At 34.1% G+C, this 16,390-nt stretch carries 21 protein-coding genes; all 21 read left to right on the top strand.

Features of this window, described 5'->3' with window-relative positions:
* The first annotated feature begins 18 nt into the window (after positions 1 to 18).
* Positions 19 to 921, top strand: a complete 903-nt coding sequence (locus RB619_RS05175) for a dialkylrecorsinol condensing enzyme DarA (protein WP_308095003.1) — start codon at positions 19 to 21, stop codon at positions 919 to 921.
* Between the two features lie 19 nt (positions 922 to 940).
* Positions 941 to 2,074, top strand: a complete 1,134-nt coding sequence (locus RB619_RS05170) for a beta-ketoacyl-ACP synthase III (protein ID WP_308095002.1) — start codon at positions 941 to 943, stop codon at positions 2,072 to 2,074.
* Complete coding sequence (locus tag RB619_RS05165; protein ID WP_308094999.1) at positions 2,075 to 2,506, top strand: hypothetical protein; 432 nt, start codon at positions 2,075 to 2,077, stop codon at positions 2,504 to 2,506.
* A 7-nt stretch (positions 2,507 to 2,513) separates the two neighbouring features.
* Entirely contained in the window at positions 2,514 to 2,978 is a 465-nt protein-coding gene (locus RB619_RS05160) for an ABC transporter permease (RefSeq protein ID WP_308096166.1), read from the top strand.
* Positions 2,979 to 3,001: 23 nt separating this feature from the next.
* Positions 3,002 to 3,406, top strand: a complete 405-nt coding sequence (locus RB619_RS05155) for a hypothetical protein (RefSeq protein WP_308094996.1) — start codon at positions 3,002 to 3,004, stop codon at positions 3,404 to 3,406.
* Complete coding sequence (locus RB619_RS05150) at positions 3,406 to 4,404, top strand: BtrH N-terminal domain-containing protein (protein WP_308094993.1); 999 nt, start codon at positions 3,406 to 3,408, stop codon at positions 4,402 to 4,404. The genes RB619_RS05155 and RB619_RS05150 overlap by 1 nt, the downstream gene beginning before the upstream one ends.
* A 7-nt stretch (positions 4,405 to 4,411) precedes the next feature.
* Positions 4,412 to 5,164, top strand: coding sequence for an ABC transporter ATP-binding protein (locus tag RB619_RS05145; RefSeq protein ID WP_308094990.1), 753 nt, complete (start codon positions 4,412 to 4,414; stop codon positions 5,162 to 5,164).
* On the top strand, positions 5,154 to 6,437 hold the full coding sequence (locus RB619_RS05140; RefSeq protein WP_308094984.1) for an ABC transporter permease: 1,284 nt from the start codon (positions 5,154 to 5,156) through the stop codon (positions 6,435 to 6,437). The genes RB619_RS05145 and RB619_RS05140 overlap by 11 nt, the downstream gene beginning before the upstream one ends.
* Positions 6,412 to 6,861: an acyl-CoA thioesterase gene (locus RB619_RS05135; RefSeq protein WP_308094981.1), complete on the top strand. Its 450-nt coding sequence runs from the start codon at positions 6,412 to 6,414 to the stop codon at positions 6,859 to 6,861. Before RB619_RS05140 ends, RB619_RS05135 begins: the two co-directional genes overlap by 26 nt.
* A gap of 106 nt (positions 6,862 to 6,967) precedes the next feature.
* Positions 6,968 to 8,107, top strand: a complete 1,140-nt coding sequence (locus tag RB619_RS05130) for a beta-ketoacyl synthase N-terminal-like domain-containing protein (RefSeq protein WP_308094979.1) — start codon at positions 6,968 to 6,970, stop codon at positions 8,105 to 8,107.
* Positions 8,108 to 8,204: 97 nt separating this feature from the next.
* Entirely contained in the window at positions 8,205 to 8,822 is a 618-nt protein-coding gene (locus RB619_RS05125) for a 3-oxoacyl-ACP synthase (protein WP_308094977.1), read from the top strand.
* 2 nt (positions 8,823 to 8,824) lie between these two features.
* A complete protein-coding gene (locus RB619_RS05120) occupies positions 8,825 to 9,082 on the top strand; it encodes a phosphopantetheine-binding protein (protein ID WP_308094975.1) in 258 nt (85 codons plus the stop codon).
* Between the two features lie 168 nt (positions 9,083 to 9,250).
* Entirely contained in the window at positions 9,251 to 10,450 is a 1,200-nt protein-coding gene (locus RB619_RS05115; protein ID WP_308094973.1) for a beta-ketoacyl-[acyl-carrier-protein] synthase family protein, read from the top strand.
* Positions 10,450 to 11,511 carry a beta-ketoacyl synthase N-terminal-like domain-containing protein gene (locus RB619_RS05110; protein WP_308094970.1) on the top strand — a complete coding sequence of 354 codons (1,062 nt, stop codon included), beginning with the start codon at positions 10,450 to 10,452 and terminating at the stop codon, positions 11,509 to 11,511. Before RB619_RS05115 ends, RB619_RS05110 begins: the two co-directional genes overlap by 1 nt.
* Positions 11,512 to 11,549: 38 nt before the next feature.
* Positions 11,550 to 12,293: a polysaccharide deacetylase family protein gene (locus RB619_RS05105; RefSeq protein WP_308094968.1), complete on the top strand. Its 744-nt coding sequence runs from the start codon at positions 11,550 to 11,552 to the stop codon at positions 12,291 to 12,293.
* Positions 12,294 to 12,415: 122 nt separating this feature from the next.
* The gene (locus RB619_RS05100) at positions 12,416 to 13,042 is read left to right on the top strand and encodes an outer membrane lipoprotein carrier protein LolA (RefSeq protein ID WP_308094966.1); all 627 of its coding nucleotides are present in this window, start codon (positions 12,416 to 12,418) and stop codon (positions 13,040 to 13,042) included.
* Positions 13,008 to 13,643 carry a hypothetical protein gene (locus RB619_RS05095; RefSeq protein ID WP_308094964.1) on the top strand — a complete coding sequence of 212 codons (636 nt, stop codon included), beginning with the start codon at positions 13,008 to 13,010 and terminating at the stop codon, positions 13,641 to 13,643. Before RB619_RS05100 ends, RB619_RS05095 begins: the two co-directional genes overlap by 35 nt.
* 19 nt (positions 13,644 to 13,662) lie before the next feature.
* Positions 13,663 to 14,265: a porin family protein gene (locus tag RB619_RS05090; RefSeq protein WP_308094962.1), complete on the top strand. Its 603-nt coding sequence runs from the start codon at positions 13,663 to 13,665 to the stop codon at positions 14,263 to 14,265.
* Between the two features lie 2 nt (positions 14,266 to 14,267).
* On the top strand, positions 14,268 to 14,639 hold the full coding sequence (locus RB619_RS05085; RefSeq protein WP_308094960.1) for a 3-hydroxyacyl-ACP dehydratase: 372 nt from the start codon (positions 14,268 to 14,270) through the stop codon (positions 14,637 to 14,639).
* 2 nt (positions 14,640 to 14,641) lie between these two features.
* Entirely contained in the window at positions 14,642 to 15,127 is a 486-nt protein-coding gene (locus RB619_RS05080) for a hypothetical protein (RefSeq protein ID WP_308094958.1), read from the top strand.
* A gap of 18 nt (positions 15,128 to 15,145) precedes the next feature.
* On the top strand, positions 15,146 to 16,324 hold the full coding sequence (locus tag RB619_RS05075; RefSeq protein ID WP_308094956.1) for a DUF2062 domain-containing protein: 1,179 nt from the start codon (positions 15,146 to 15,148) through the stop codon (positions 16,322 to 16,324).
* Positions 16,325 to 16,390 lie beyond the last annotated feature (66 nt).

Raw genomic sequence — 16,390 nt, 5'->3', positions numbered from 1 at the left:
CAAAGACAGCAAACCTAAATGAAAAATGTTCTCGTTATTTATTATTCCCAATCTGGACAACTAGAATCAATTGCACGCAACATTGCAAAACCATTTCTAAATTCAGAAGAAATCAATGTCGTTTTTCATGAAATTCAATTAGAAAAACCCTTTCCTTTTCCTTGGAATAAAACCACTTTTTTTGATGCTTTTCCAGAATCTTTTCTGCAAATCCCAACAGTTTTAAAGCCTGTTCCTGAAGAAATTCTAAATACAAAATTTGATCTTGTTCTTTTGCATTATCAGGTTTGGTATTTAACGCCTTCAATTCCGATGAACTCTTTTCTGAAAAGTGCTGACGGTAAAAATATTCTCAACAATACTCCCGTTATTACTATAAATGGTTCCCGAAATATGTGGATAATGGCGCAGGAAAAAGTAAAAGTTCTACTGAAAGAAGCCAATGCAAAACTGGTTGGAAATGTAGCCTTGGTTGATCGCGTTGGAAATTTAATTAGTGTGATCACTATTGTAAACTGGATGTTTTCGGGAGTTAAGAAACGTTATTTAGGATTTTTTCCGTTGCCTGGCGTTTCTGACAAAGACATTAAGGAATCGGATCAATTTGGCGAAGTGATGCTTTTGCAATTCAAGCAAAATAAATTAGAAGATTTACAGCCAAAATTAGCCGAAATTGGAGCCGTAAAAATCAGCCCTTATTTAGTGACTGTTGACAAAACGGCTAACAAAATCTTTAATAAATGGTCTAATTTCATTCATAAAAACCAAAAAAAGAGAAAATTGCTTCTTAAATTATTTTATGTTTATTTATTCCTTGCTATATGGTTAATCTCGCCAATAGTATATATATTGCATGTTATTAGCTACCCATTTAAGATTAAAACTATAAAAAAAGAAACTCAATATTATCAGGGAGTTTAGAAGAGGAGAAAATTATATTATGTTTGACGTATATATTACCAAAGCCGCAAAATATTTGCCAAATGAAGCTGTTTCAAACGATGAAATGGAAAATTATTTAGGGCTCATAAATGATACTGCCTCTAAAGCACGACGTATTATTTTGCGCAATAATAAGATTACAAGCCGATATTATGCCGTTGACAAAAATGGCGTAAGCACTCATACAAATGCCGAACTGACAAAAAATGCCGTTTCGCAATTGTTTGATGATAAATTTTCAGCTCAGGATATGGAGGTTCTTTCCTGCGGGACATCATCTCCCGATGTTTTTGCGCCTTCACATGCCGCTATGGTTCATGGATTGCTGAAAAACAAATCGGTTGAGTTGAACTCTTCTTCTGGAATTTGCTGTTCTGGAATGAACGCGCTGAAATATGGTTTTCTTTCTGTAAAATCTGGAAATTCACAAAATGCTGTCTGCACAGGTTCTGAAAAAGTTTCAACTTGGCTTTCGGCACAACAATACAATCGAGAAATCATCAACTTAAAAAATCTGGAAGAACAGCCGATTATTGCTTTCAAAAAAGATTTTTTACGTTGGATGTTATCAGACGGTGCCGGAGCTTTTTTATTAGAAAATAAACCTTCTGGCGCTATTTCTCTAAAAATCGAATGGATGGAAGCCTATTCATATGCATTCGAATTAGAAACTTGCATGTACGCCGGCGGAGATAAACTCGAAAACGGAGAAATAAAACCGTGGAGCGATTACAAGCCTGAACAATTGCTAAACGAATCTATTCTGGCAGTAAAACAGGATGTAAAAATATTAGACGAGTTTATTTTGCCAAAAGGTGTTGAAAGTATGACCGATGCAATGGCAAAACACAATGTTACGGCAGACGATATTGACTATTTTTTACCACACGTTTCTTCTCACTTTTTTGTTGACGGACTTAAAAAAGGACTGCTTGAAAAAGGAGTTGACATTGCTGATGAAAAGTGGTTTATGAATCTTTTGAGAGTTGGAAATGTGGGTTCAGCTTCAATTTATATTGCTGTTGAGGAATTAATAAATTCTGGAAAATTGAAAAAAGGAGACAAAATTTTCCTTTCAGTTCCAGAAAGCGGAAGATTCTCATTTGCTTACGCATATTTAACTGTCTGCTAAATGAATGCTCCAGTACTTTTAGAAAAAGAAGCTGTAGAAAATCTGCTTCCGCAAAAGTTTCCTTTTGTAATGGTAGACCGCCTATTTTCTTATTCTGAAACGGAATTGAGCTCGGGCTTAAATATTCAAAAAGATAATATTTTTTTAGAAGAAAACACTTTTCTAGAAGCCGGATTAATCGAACACATGGCGCAGTCTGTTGCCTTGCACACAGGTTATCAGTTTTTTTTGAAAAAGGAAATTGCTCCAACCGGATATATTGGTTCTATTAAAGATATTCAAATTAAAAAACTCCCAAAAATCAATGATACTATTCAATCGAATGTTACCATTTTACAAGAATTTACCGGAGTTACTTTAGTCGATATTGTGACTTTTTTAAATGATGAAGAAATTGCAAGCGGGCAAATGAAAACCGTTTTATCAAAATAATAAGATGATGAAAGTTGGAATCGACATACAAAATTATTTACCGCACCGTGCACCAATGCTGATGGTAGACTTGATTTTGGAAATTGATGCGACTTCTGTTGAAACCGAATTTTTAATCAAAGAAGACAATATCTTTGTCGATAATGGCATTTTAATAGAAGCTGGACTAATTGAAAATACAGCACAAACCTGTTCGTCAATTGTTGGGAAAAAATATTTTTTTGAAGAGGACGGAACTGAAAATGAAAACGTAAATGTTATTGGTTTTATCAGCGCTTTAAAAAATCTAAAAATACATACACTGCCAAAAGTTGGCGACGTTATTACGACCAAAGCAATTTTGGTTTCCAAATTTGTTGGCGACGATTATACTTTATGCACCATGAGTTGCGAGAGTTTATTGGAAGACAAAATACTATTAGAATGCGAAATTAATCTGTTTATTCAAAAGACGATTTCGGCGACAACATAATCCTACTCGAAAATAAAACCGTCATGGAAAAAGAAAATGTACCTCAGCACGATGGAAATTTAAGCAAAAAAAATCTCAAGGAATTGGTTTATGCTACTGACGAAAACGGGAATTATACAACCGCTTTGAGTACGGGCTGGGAACCAAAAGCAATTGCACTTTCTAACGCCATCGACGATATAAAAGAACGTGCCGAAGAAGCCCGAATCAAAGTTCAAAACGGAGAATTAAGTCCGATTTGTTATTTTATGGAACTCAATAAAATGGATTTAACGATTCTTGCCGGTTATGTAGAAATGTGGAAATGGCGCGTAAAAAGACATTTTAAACCTGCTGTTTTTGCCAAACTAAACGACAAAACTTTACAAAAATATGCCGACGCTTTTGACATTTCATTAGCCGAATTAAAAAACTTTAAAACAGATTAATGCAAGTTACTTTTACACATCATCAATCTGCTCATTGTGAAAATGGAGTAGCTTCAAACCTCTTAAAAAACAGCGGACTCAATATCAGCGAACCGATGGTTTTCGGAATTGGTTCGGGACTTTTTTTCGTGTATTTGCCTTTTCTAAAAGTAAATCATGCGCCGGCAATCAGCTATAGAACTTTGCCTGGACATATTTTTAATAAAGTTGCCAATCGTTTAAATCTTAAAATAAAAAGACAAAAATTTTCTTCTGTTGTCAATGCAAATAAAGCTTTAGAAGAAAATTTAAAAAATAATATTCCGACTGGATTGCAAGTTGGTGTTTATCATTTAAGTTATTTTCCTGATGAATACCGCTTTCATTTCAACGCGCACAATTTAGTCGTTTACGGCAAAACCGAAACTGATTATTTGATTAGCGATCCGGTGATGGAAACGGTTACGACTTTGACACACGAGGAAATGGATAAAGTGCGTTTTGCCAAAGGTGCTTTTGCGCCTCGCGGACAAATGTATTATCCAATCCAGATTCCGAGTGAAGTTGATTTAAAAAGTGCGATTATCAAAGGAATTAAAAATACCTGTCGCGATATGTTAGCGCCAATGCCAATTGTAGGCGTTCGCGGAATTAAAATGGTTTCTCGCCAAATTAGAAAATGGCCGCAAAAACACGGTGTTCGAAAAGCAAATCATTATTTGGCTCAAATGGTCAGAATGCAAGAAGAAATTGGAACCGGAGGCGGTGGTTTTCGTTTTATTTACGCCGCGTTTTTACAAGAAGCTTCCGTTGTTTTAGGGAATGAAGAATTGAAAACGCTTTCTAAAGAAATGACACAAATTGGAGATTCATGGCGTGATTTTGCCGTTGAAGCTTCCAGAATTTATAAAAATAGAAGTGCCAAAGAAGACGCTTACAACGCCATTGCCGATGAACTTTTGGACATTGCCAATCGTGAAGAAATCTTTTTCAAAAAACTAAAAAAAGCAATCAGCTAATTATATTTTGCAACCCATTATAAAAATAGAATCCCTTTCGAAAAAATACAAAGATGCCGATCAGTTTTCTTTGAACGATGTTTCGCTGGAGATAAACGAAGGACAGATTTTCGGATTATTAGGTCCGAATGGCGCTGGAAAAACAACTCTAATTTCAATGCTTTGCGGATTGATCAAACCTACTTCCGGACATTTTTCAATTGATGATTTAGACTATCACCATCATGCTGCGAAAATCAAAAAAATCATTGGCGTTGTTCCTCAGGAATATGCCTTGTACCCGACTTTGACCGCTAGAGAAAATCTGCATTATTTTGGAAGTATGTACGGTTTGAAAGGTTCTGATTTGAAAGATAAAGTAATTGAAACTTTAGATCTTTTGGGATTGCTGAAATTTGCTGATAAACAAATTCATACTTTTTCTGGCGGAATGAAACGCCGTGTGAATTTGATTGCTGGAATTCTGCACAATCCGAAAGTTTTGTTTTTGGATGAACCAACAGTTGGTGTTGATGTTCAGTCGAAAAATGCCATTTTAGATTATCTGAAAATCTTAAATCAAAACGGAACGACGATTATTTATACTTCTCATCATTTGGCGGAAGCCGAAGATTTCTGCACGAATATTGCCATTTTAGACCGAGGCAAAATTTATGCAAAGGGAACGCCTGAAACCTTAATTGAAACTACAGAAAATGCCAGAAATCTTGAAGATGTTTTTATTTCATTAACCGGTAAAGACTTGCGAGATGATATATAAAATTTGGATGTCGATAGTAAAAGAATTTCTTTTATTAAAAAGAGATTTAGGCGGTTTGATTATTTTATTTATCATGCCGTTGGTTTTGGTTATTACAGTTACAATTATTCAGGACAGTACTTTTAAAACCGTCAGCGATAATAAAATTCAGATTTTATTGGTTGATAATGATAAAGGTGCAGTTTCAAAAACGGTTTTTGATAATCTTCAAAAGAATAATTTATTCAGCGTTGTAACACAGCTCGACAACAAACCCATTACTGAAGAAGTTGCCCGAGAAAATGTGTACAAAGGAAAATTTCAATTGGCAATTGTAATTCCGAAAAACCTAAGCGCCGATTTACAAGCCAAAGTCGATCAGAATGTCGAAAACATTGTGAGCAAAATGGGTTTTACAGACAGCGTTGCCAAACCTGAAAAACCAAAAGTTATCACACAAAAAGAAGTGAAATTATATTTTGATCCGGCGGTACAATTGAGTTTCAAAAACTCCGTAATGAGTTCGATTGACAAAATGATTTCGCAAATCGAAACCAAATCCATTTATACTGCTTTTCAGAATCAATTTGGTGAAGAAAACACTGAATTCGATCAAAAGAATTTTATTACATTCAAAGAAATTGTTCCGAGAATAAACAACAAAGAAGTATTGCCAAATTCGGTGCAACACAACGTTCCGGCCTGGACACTTTTTGCGATATTTTTTATCGTGATTCCGCTTTCAATCAATATTGTAAAAGAAAAATCACAAGGAACTTTTGTTCGTTTATTGACCAATCCAGTTTCGAATTTAGTTGTGATTATTGGTAAAACCATTACCTATTCTGTCATTTGTATGATTCAGTTTTATATGATGGTTGCTGTTGCTATTTTCCTGTTTCCGCATATTGGTCTGCCTCCGTTAAATGTTGAAGGGCATCTGTTTTTAATGAGTGTTGTCGCTTTATTTTCAGGTTTTGGCGCCATCGGATTCGGAATTTTATTAGGAACTGTAGCGAGCACTCAGGAACAATCAGCGCCGTTTGGTGCGACGAGTGTTATCATTCTGGCCGCAATTGGCGGAATTTGGGTTCCGGTTTTTGCCATGCCAAAAATTATGCAGATTATTGCCAAATCATCGCCGATGAATTGGGGATTAGAAGCCTTTTATGATGTTTTATTACGCAACGTTTCTTTTGTCGAAATCATTCCAAAAATAAGTTTGTTATTTTTGTTCTTTATAATTACAACTTCCATTGCCTTATTTTATGACAAAAAGAAAAGAACAGTATAACGAAGCCTCAGACTTAACCGTTTCACACGAAATCAGAATTCGTTTTAACGAAACTGATCCGCTTGGAATTGTTTGGCACGGCCATTATATTACCTATTTTGAAGACGGTCGCGAAGCCTTTGGACGCCAGCACGGACTTACGTATTTGGACATTGCAAAAACGGGTTACACGACTCCAATTGTAAAATCAAAATGCGAACATAAATTGTCTCTGCGTTACGGCGATGTTGTAACAATTGAAACCACAGTTGTCGATACTCCGGCCGCGAAAATTATTTACCGTTTTAAAATTATTGACGCTCAAGGCGAAGTTGCCTGCACCGGCGAAACAACTCAGGTTTTTTTAGATAAAGAAGGGAATTTAATGCTGACAAATCCTCCTTTTTATGAGGAATGGAAAAAGAAAGTTGGGTTGTTGAAATAAAACACGAATTTCACGGATTAACACGAATTAAAATAAAATAATCAGTGTAAATCCGCTTAATCTGCAAAATCTGCGTGCCATAAAACCGTACTGAAATAAACATAAAATGTCAAAAGAAATATACATCACACAAACGAATTGTATCACGCCATTAGGTTTTGATGTTGAATCGAACATCGAAGCGATTTTGCGTGGCGATTCTGGAATTCAACTTCACAGTGATATTTCCTTGATGCCAAATTCATTTTATGCTTCGATTATTTCTGATGAAAAAATAAACAGTGCTTTTGCAAAAATCAGCGCTGAAACAAAATATTCCCGTTTAGAGAAAATGATGATTTTGGCTTTAGAGCCGATTATCAAAAATTCTGATGTTGAATTGAATTCGAAAACTGCTTTTATACTTTCGACTACAAAAGGAAATGTGACGGCTTTAAAAGAAAATTCAGAAGAAAATTTCAACAACGCACATTTAGATGTTTTAGCCAAAAATGTTGCCAATTTCTTCGGATTTCAAACACAGCCAATCGTTGTTTCAAATGCCTGCGTTTCCGGAATTTTAGCCGTTTCTGTTGCCAAAAGAATGATTCAATCGAAACTTTATGACAATGTTTTTGTTGTCGCCGGCGACGAAGTTTCCGAATTTGTTTTGTCTGGATTTAATGCTTTTCAGGCGATGAGCGAATTGCCTTGTAAACCCTATTCTAAAAACAGAACCGGAGTAAGTTTGGGCGAAGCAACTTCTGCAGTTTTAGTTACGGCGGAAGCCAAAAACGCCAAAATAAAAATAATCGGCGACAGTTCAATTAACGACGCGAATCATATTTCCGGACCTTCAAGAACAGGCGAAGGTTTGTTCAGAAGTATTCAGAATGCTTTAAAAGAAGCAAAAATTGAAGCCAATAAATTAGATTATATTTCAGCACACGGAACTGCAACTCCTTTCAACGATGAAATGGAAGCGATTGCTTTAAACCGATTGGATTTACAAAATGTTCCAATCAATAGTTTGAAAGGATTTTACGGTCATACTTTAGGTGCTTCGGGATTATTGGAAACCGTAATTGCGATTGAATCTGCGAATCGAAACATGCTTTTTGAATCGAAAGGTTTTGATGAAATTGGAGTTAGTGAAACTGTAAATGTTATTGAGAAAAATAAAGAAGCAACTATTGAGTATTTCCTGAAAACGGCTTCAGGATTTGGCGGTTGTAATATGGCTGTTGTTTTTGAGAAAATGAAATAGAACACCAATTACACTAATTTTCACGAACTAATTAGTGTAATTTTTATGCCGAAAATAATCCGTGTTAATTAGTGAAATTCGTGTTTAAACTAAAATAATGACTCAAAATAAAACCTACATACAATCCTACATTACCATTCAAAACAACGAAATTGTTTTGAACGGAACTTCCGTATTCAAAATTGAACCAACCGATTTTGCTGATTTCTCGAAACAAGCATTACGCAATTTTGAAATACAATATCCAAAGTTCTTCAAAATGGATGCTTTGAGCAAATTGGCTTTTTTAGGATCGGAGTTGCTTTTGAGTCCGATTGTTTCTGCTGAAGAAGAAAATAATATTGCTTTAGTTTTGGCGAATAAATCGTCAAGTTTAGATACCGATGTAAAATATCAGGAATCAATTTCAGACAAAGAAAACTATTATCCAAGTCCGGCAGTTTTTGTTTATACATTGCCAAATATTTGTTTGGGCGAAATAAGTATTCGCCATCAGCTAAAAAGTGAGAATTCTTTCTTTATATTTGATGCTTTCAACACTGAATTCATGTCGAATTATTCGAATATTTTATTAAATTCAGATAAAGCAGATAAAGTTCTTTGTGGCTGGGTGGAATATTTTAACGAAGATTACAAAGCTTTTCTCTGCGTCATTGGCAAGGAAGAAAACGAGAAATATAGAGACGAAAATATCAATACATTATACAATAAATAATCATGGAAGCATTAAAAGAAGAATTAAAAAATAAAATCATTACGACTTTAAACTTAGAAGATATCGCTGTTGAAGACATTGCAGATAACGATCCTTTGTTTGGAGACGGTTTAGGTTTAGACTCGATTGATGCACTTGAATTAATCGTGATTCTTGATAAAGATTACGGAATTAAACTGGTTGATCCGAAAGAAGGAAAATCAATTTTCCAGTCGATTGAAACGATGGCAACTTACATCAACTCGAATAGAACAAAATAGTTACAAACTTTTGCAAAGAGTTACTAAGTTAAAGTAATGCTTATAAAACTTGGCGACTCTGCGACTTTGCGAGATTAAATCATAAAGTTTTTTTCTTAACAGCGAGAAATTTGCTCGCAAAGACGCAAAGGCGCAAAGTTTAATTTGATCTAAAATCATAAATCTAAAATGACAAAAGGTGTCGCAATAACGGGAATGGGAATTATCTCTTCGATTGGAAATTCAGTTGAAGAAAATTATATTTCCCTAATCGAAAATAAAATCGGTATTTCCAGAATTGAAAATATTCCGACGGTTCATGCCGATGTCATCAAAGTTGGTGAAATCAAAAAAACCAATGAAAAATTGATTGCCGAATTACAGCTTTCTGAAAATAATAATTTCTCTAGAACAGCAATGATTGGCGCTTTGGCAGCCAAACAAGCCGTTGAAAATGCTGGAATTACTTCTATCAACGAATTCAGAACCGGACTTATTTCGGCGACAAGTGTTGGTGGCATGGACATGACCGAAAAACATTATTACGATTATTTCGAAAAACCTGAATTGGTAAAATATATTACTTGTCATGACGGCGGCGATGTGGCTGAAAAAATTGCTTCGGAACTTGGTTTAAAAGGAATGGTTACGACAATCAGTACCGCTTGTTCATCGGCTGCAAACTCAATTATGCTGGGTGCTCGACTGATTAAAACCGGAAAATTAGATCGCGTTATTGTTGGTGGAACAGATGCTTTGGCAAAATTTACCATCAACGGATTCAAAACTTTGATGATTTTATCTGACGATTATAATAAACCTTTTGACAATAACCGAAAAGGATTAAATCTTGGTGAAGCGGCGGCTTTCTTAGTTTTAGAATCGGATGAAGTTGTTGCCAAACAAAACAAAAAAGTCTTGGCAAGAGTTTCGGGTTACGGAAATGCAAATGATGCTTTTCACCAAACTGCTTCTTCAGAAAATGGTGACGGCGCTTATTTGGCAATGAAAAAAGCTTTTGAAGTTTCGGGAATAAAACCTTCTGAAATTGATTATATCAACGTTCACGGAACCGCAACGCCAAATAACGATTTATCTGAAGGAAGAGCTTTACTCCGAATTTATGAAAATGAAAAAGTTCCAGATTTCAGTTCGACAAAACCATTTACAGGCCATACTTTAGCGGCGGCGGCTGCAATTGAAGCTGTTTATTCGGTTTTAGCGATTCAAAATAATGTGGTTTATCCAAATTTGAATTTTGAAAATCAAATGGAAGAGTTTGAGTTGAAACCACAGACAACTTTAAAAATGAAAAACATCGAACACGTTTTGTCCAACTCATTCGGTTTTGGAGGAAATTGTTCGACACTTATATTTTCTAAAAGCTAATGAAAAAAACATATATAAATGGAGTAGGCTGTATTTCGACTCAAAAAACATTTGATACTGTTTTTTTAGAAGACGCTGTAATCAACAATTCTGAAAATGTTTTGTCGATCGTTTCTCCGGTTTACAAAGATTATATTTCTCCTACGATGAGCAGAAGAATGGCTAAAGGAGTAAAAAACGGAATTGTAGCTTCGGCTTTGGCAATGAAAGATGCCAATGTTGAAAATGTTGACGCGATCATTACCGGAACCGGTTTGGGCTGTATCGAAGATTCTGAAAAATTCCTGAAAAATATTCTTGATAATAATGAAGAATTTTTAACGCCAACTTCATTTATTCAATCGACTCATAATACGGTTGGCGCACAAATCGCACTTTCTTTACAATGCAAAGGTTATAATTTTACCTATGTAAATGGCGCAGTTTCTTTTGAATCGGCACTTTTGGATGCTAAAATGCAGATTGAAGAAGACGAAGCCAATTCAATTTTAGTTGGTGGCGTTGATGAAAATGGCGAATATACTTTATCGCTTTTTAAATTGGCAGGAAGAATTAAAAAAGAAAATGATCTTCCTGCTGAAGTTTTAAATGCCAATTCCAGCGGTGTTGTTTACGGCGAAGGCGCAAGTTTTTTTGTTTTGGAAAATGAACGAAAAGCCAATACTTATGCAGAAATTCTGGATATTGAAATCGTAAATACTTTGGAAGAAAATGAAATTGAAAACGCAATTATCAATTTTTTAAAACAAAATAATTTACAAATTTCAGATCTTGATGCTGTCGTTTTAGGTTTTGACGGAAACTCAGATTCTGATTTTTATTATAAAAACCTTTCTGAAAATGCTTTCGCAAAAACGCCTCAATTGTTCTACAAACATTTGAGCGGAGAATACGATACAGCTTCGGCATTTGCTTTGTGGATGGCTTCAAAGGTTATAAAAACGCAAGAAATTCCAGAAATTGTAAAAGTAAATTCGGTTTCAAAACCAGCTTACAATACCATTTTATTGTACAATCAAGTAAATGGAAAAAATCATAGTTTTACGTTGCTTTCAAAATGATAACGCATAAAAACATATCTGTTTTTTTTATCTTTTTATTGCTCGTATTATTTTTTCTGAGCCTTTATACTGCAATAAATTTTTGGTGGTTTGTTCTGATTGTTCTGATTTGGATTGGAATAAATGCTTTTGGTTCTGCGCGAATTTCTTCTAATTATCATGTAAAAGCGTTCTGCAATAATCCATCGGAAACAGAAAAAAAAATTGCACTAACTTTTGATGATGGTCCGACTGAATTTACTTTAGAAGTTTTAGAACTTCTGAAAAAATATAATGCCAAAGCGACTTTCTTTTGCATTGGAAAAAATATTGAAAAGCATCCTGAAATTTTAAAACAAGTTATCGCTGAAGGTCATTTGGTTGGAAATCATTCTTATTCTCATTCTAAGTTTTTTGATTTTTATCATGAAGACAAAATAACGGATGAACTTCGCAAAACCGATAAATTATTAGAAAAATTCACATCCAAAAAAATCAACTTTTTTCGTCCACCTTACGGAGTTACGACTCCTTCGATTCGAAGAGCTTTAAAAGTTACCGGACACAAAGTTATTGGCTGGAATATTCGTTCGCTAGACGGAGGAACAAAAAATCAGGATTTGATTTTAAGCCGAATTAAAAAACGAGTTTCTCCCGGCGGAATTGTACTTTTGCACGATACTGCTCCGCATTCTGTTTTGGTATTGGAACAGTTTTTGCAATTTTTACAGCAAAATAATTACGAAGTAGTTTCTGTTGAGGAGTTACTGAATCTTAATGCTTATGAAATTGAACGCCGATGAAACGGATTCGCTAACGCGAAGATGCGGATTTAAACTGATTTTCTTAAATTAAAAATTCGTGAAAATTGGTGTATCCCGATAGCTATCGGGAGTGGCAAAATTTAAGCACAATTTAAAAAAACATGAAAACTAAAATAGCATTGTTGATTCTATTTATTTCAGGCAATTTGTTCGCCCAAGAACAAAAAATGACTGATGCCGAAATTGCGTCTTTCAAACAAGATGTAAATGTGGTTTCGAAAAAAATCAAAACTTTGAGTACTGATTTTGTGCAATACAAACATTTGGATTTTTTATCAAAAGACATTGAAACTTCTGGAAAAATGGTTTTTAAAGAACCTGCGTTATTGTCTTGGCAATATAAAAAACCATACAATTACAGCATTGTTTTCAAGAACGGAAAAATCCTGATTAACGACGAAGGAAAGAAAAGCGCGGTTGATATTGGCAACAGCAAAATCTTTGCAAGAATCAACAAATTGATTATTGGAAGCGTAAGCGGAAACATGTTTGACGACAAAGAATTTACGATTTCGTATTTCAAATTAAAAGGTCAGAACTTGGCGAAATTTGTTCCGAAAGATGCGACGTTGAAGAAATACATCAAACAAATTGAACTGACTTTCGATAAAGAAGAAGCAACAGTTGTTCAGGTAAAACTTTTGGAATCATCTGAAGATTACACCCGAATTGTACTTAAAAACAAAGTGATCAATGCAAAAATCGACGATTCAGTTTTTACTAATTAATTGTTTTCTGGCAATTGTTTTAGTTTCCTGTGGCTCGGTCACAAAAAATTATACGCCTAAAAAATTAGACAAAACCGCTATTGAAGTTCCGTATTTCGCCAACTCAAAAACCGATTATGTTTACAAAACCAACATCACGGTTTACGGTCATGAAATGTCTGGGATTTTCATCGCCAAAAAAATTAATGACACCACACATCGAGTAGTTTTTACAACCGAATTTGGAAACAAATTACTGGATTTTGAAATTGCTGAAAAGACTTTTAAAGTCAATTCGATTGTATCAGAATTGGATCGAAAAATACTGATTAATACTTTGACAGATGATTTTAGATTGCTTCTCAAAAAAGATTATTTAGTTCAGGAACAATTCGAAAACGAAACTGATAACATTTATAAATCGGCAGATGGTGATTACGATAATTATCTTTTTATACCCAAAAATGATCAAAAAGTAACGAAAGTTGTTAATGCTTCAAAAACAAAAGAAAAAATAACAATTACTTTTACTTTAGAAAACGATAAATTTGCTGAAAAAGTCGTCATTTTGCATCAAAATATCAAGTTGAAAATTGAACTGAATTATTTTAAATCAGAATAAAAATATAACCAAACCAACCATGAAAAAATTAACCTTATTTGCATTTGTTTTATTTATTGGCCTTGTTTCAACGCAAGCGCAAGTATCTGTAAGTCCAGGTATTAGAGGTGGTTTAAACCTAACAAGTTTAACCAATATTGACAACAATAGTATGAAAGCCGATTATTATGTTGGAGGTTTAGTTGCCATAAAATTCAATAAATATTTTACGCTTCAGCCTGAAATAACCTATTCAAGACAAGGTGCCGAAGGAAGAGAATATTATAATGGAGCACCATATCAAGACGCAAAATATGAATTAAATTATGTAACACTTGGCGCCGTTGCAAAGTTTAACTTTGGTGGTCAAGGTTTTCACGTTCTAGCTGGACCATCACTTGATTTGAAAACAAGTGATAATTTTGGACGATATGGATATGATCCAATTGGTACAGATTTTTCATTTGTTGGCGGTATTGGCTATACTCTACCAAACGGTTTAACTTTTGAAGCAAGATTTAAACAAGGTTTAATTGATATTTACGGTTATGATGGTATTGATTATGATGACTATTATTATGATCAAATCATTTTAAATCAGGTATTGCAGTTTGGTATTAGTTATACTTTTAAAGTAAAATAAAAATGGTTTTAAAAGATTTTTATAAAATACTTTCAGAAGAAAAAATATCAGATTCTAAATATAATATTACGATTTTGGTCAATGAAAAACATGAAGTTTTTAAAGGCCATTTTCCGGGAAATCCAATTATGCCGGGTGTGTGCATGATTCAAATTATTAAAGAACTGACAGAGAAAATTACGCAACAAACTTTAATAATTCAAACGCTTGCCAATGTTAAATTCATGGCGCTAATTAATCCAGAAGTCAATCCGGAATTGCGCTTGGAACTTGACATTACAATAACCGAAGAGAATTTGGTTAAAGTAAAAAACACTACTTATTTTAATGACACTGTTGCTTTGAAATTAAGCAATGTGTACAAAAAAATGTAATTATGAAACTGCTATTGACATTACTTTTATGGATCAATTTTGTGGGTAATCCAGATTTGGCGTCCATCAGAAAAATGTATACAACGGTTACAAAATCTGAAAGTAATGCAAAAGAATTTTCAGAAAAACTAGCTGGCATTTCTGATGATGCAAATAAAACTTTAGTCGCTTATAAAGCTGCTTCAATTTTGTTGGATTCCAATTTCAAAAAGAAATTAAAAGATAAAATTGACCGCTTTAAAGAAGGTGCAAAATTGCTTGAATCGACTATAAAAAGTGAACCAGACAATATCGAAATCAGAATGATTAGATTGAGCATTCAGGAAAATGTTCCTGGAATTACGGGTTATAAAAAAAATATCAAAGAAGACAAAAAATATCTTACAGAGCATTATGCTGATCAAAGCGGTGCATTAAAAGAATATCTAAAAGACTTTATTTTACAATCAAAAAGTTTTTCTGAAAAAGAGAAACAATTTGTGAAGTAAGCGAAAGCACAACTCCTCATGAAACCAATTTTACTTCAGCACGATTTACTTAATTCCACTTCGTTTTGTGTTATTGTACCAACGTACAACAATCAGAAAACATTAAAAAAAGTGCTGGATTCTATTTTAGAATATACTGCCAATGTTATTATTGTCAACGACGGTTCGACAGATGAGACTTTCGAAATTCTGAAACAATATTCACAACTAACTCAAATTCATCATCCAAAAAATTTAGGAAAAGGAAGAGCGCTAAGAAATGGTTTCAGAAAAGCATTGGAACAAAATTTTGAGTACGCCATAACAATCGATTCTGACGGACAGCATTTTGCTTCTGACATTCCGAATTTTATTGCAGCAATTCAAGAAGAACCAAATTCTTTGCTGATTGGAAGTCGAAATATGACGCAGGAAAATGTGCCGAAGAAAAGCAGTTTTGGGAATAAGTTTTCGAATTTTTGGTTTAAGTTCGAAACGGGAATCAAATTAGAAGATACGCAATCTGGTTTTAGATTATATCCGCTGCAACTACTTCCAAAACAATTTTACACCAATAAATTTGAGTTCGAAATTGAAGTGATTGTGCGTGCGGCATGGAAAGGAATTGTAGTTAAAAACATTCCGATTCAGGTTTTGTACAATCCTGCAGAACGTGTTTCTCACTTTCGTCCGTTTCGTGATTTTACCCGAATCAGTATTTTAAATACGGTTTTGGTGACTAATGCTTTGCTTTACATAAAGCCGAGAGATTTTTTTAGAAGAGCAAAAAAAAAAGGTTTTAAAAAGTTCTTTCTCGAAGACATTTTAGAAAGCAAGGATTCTAATTTTAAAAAAGCTGCAGCAATTGCTTTGGGGATTTTTATTGGATTTTCGCCTTTTTGGGGTTTTCAAACCATTTTGCTTTTTACTTTTGCCGCTATTTTCAGGCTCAACAAAGTCATTGCTTATTTGACTTCAAATGTTAGTTTTCCGCCATTTATTCCGTTTATTATTTATGCGTCGCTTCAAGTTGGAAGCATTTTTGTATCGAGCGATGCACCTCTAGTTTTAGATAGTTCAATCACGCTCGACGATATTCAAAAAAATGCTACGCAATATATTGTAGGAAGTCTTATTTTAGCAACCGTTTCGGCGCTATCAGTTGGCCTTATAAGTTATTTGCTTTTAACGACTTTTAGCAAGAAACAAATTGAATAAGTTTTTGCCACAGATTAAAAGGATTAAAATGATTTTAACATCCAGTTTGTCAGGCTGAGCGAAGTC

This window comes from Flavobacterium sp. LHD-80 (assembly GCF_030929605.1).
GTDB lineage: Bacteria > Bacteroidota > Bacteroidia > Flavobacteriales > Flavobacteriaceae > Flavobacterium.
Note: the sequence above shows the minus strand (reverse complement) of the source record. Positions and strands in the feature narration are given on the sequence as shown.

Coding starts and splice junctions, on each gene's coding strand:
- RB619_RS05175 (WP_308095003.1), top strand. CDS start 19: ATGAAAAATGTTCTCGTTATTTATTATTCCCAATCTGGACAACTAGAA.
- RB619_RS05170 (WP_308095002.1), top strand. CDS start 941: ATGTTTGACGTATATATTACCAAAGCCGCAAAATATTTGCCAAATGAA.
- RB619_RS05165 (WP_308094999.1), top strand. CDS start 2,075: ATGAATGCTCCAGTACTTTTAGAAAAAGAAGCTGTAGAAAATCTGCTT.
- RB619_RS05160 (WP_308096166.1), top strand. CDS start 2,514: ATGAAAGTTGGAATCGACATACAAAATTATTTACCGCACCGTGCACCA.
- RB619_RS05155 (WP_308094996.1), top strand. CDS start 3,002: ATGGAAAAAGAAAATGTACCTCAGCACGATGGAAATTTAAGCAAAAAA.
- RB619_RS05150 (WP_308094993.1), top strand. CDS start 3,406: ATGCAAGTTACTTTTACACATCATCAATCTGCTCATTGTGAAAATGGA.
- RB619_RS05140 (WP_308094984.1), top strand. CDS start 5,154: ATGATATATAAAATTTGGATGTCGATAGTAAAAGAATTTCTTTTATTA.
- RB619_RS05135 (WP_308094981.1), top strand. CDS start 6,412: ATGACAAAAAGAAAAGAACAGTATAACGAAGCCTCAGACTTAACCGTT.
- RB619_RS05130 (WP_308094979.1), top strand. CDS start 6,968: ATGTCAAAAGAAATATACATCACACAAACGAATTGTATCACGCCATTA.
- RB619_RS05125 (WP_308094977.1), top strand. CDS start 8,205: ATGACTCAAAATAAAACCTACATACAATCCTACATTACCATTCAAAAC.
- RB619_RS05120 (WP_308094975.1), top strand. CDS start 8,825: ATGGAAGCATTAAAAGAAGAATTAAAAAATAAAATCATTACGACTTTA.
- RB619_RS05115 (WP_308094973.1), top strand. CDS start 9,251: ATGACAAAAGGTGTCGCAATAACGGGAATGGGAATTATCTCTTCGATT.
- RB619_RS05110 (WP_308094970.1), top strand. CDS start 10,450: ATGAAAAAAACATATATAAATGGAGTAGGCTGTATTTCGACTCAAAAA.
- RB619_RS05100 (WP_308094966.1), top strand. CDS start 12,416: ATGAAAACTAAAATAGCATTGTTGATTCTATTTATTTCAGGCAATTTG.
- RB619_RS05095 (WP_308094964.1), top strand. CDS start 13,008: ATGCAAAAATCGACGATTCAGTTTTTACTAATTAATTGTTTTCTGGCA.
- RB619_RS05090 (WP_308094962.1), top strand. CDS start 13,663: ATGAAAAAATTAACCTTATTTGCATTTGTTTTATTTATTGGCCTTGTT.
- RB619_RS05085 (WP_308094960.1), top strand. CDS start 14,268: ATGGTTTTAAAAGATTTTTATAAAATACTTTCAGAAGAAAAAATATCA.
- RB619_RS05080 (WP_308094958.1), top strand. CDS start 14,642: ATGAAACTGCTATTGACATTACTTTTATGGATCAATTTTGTGGGTAAT.
- RB619_RS05075 (WP_308094956.1), top strand. CDS start 15,146: ATGAAACCAATTTTACTTCAGCACGATTTACTTAATTCCACTTCGTTT.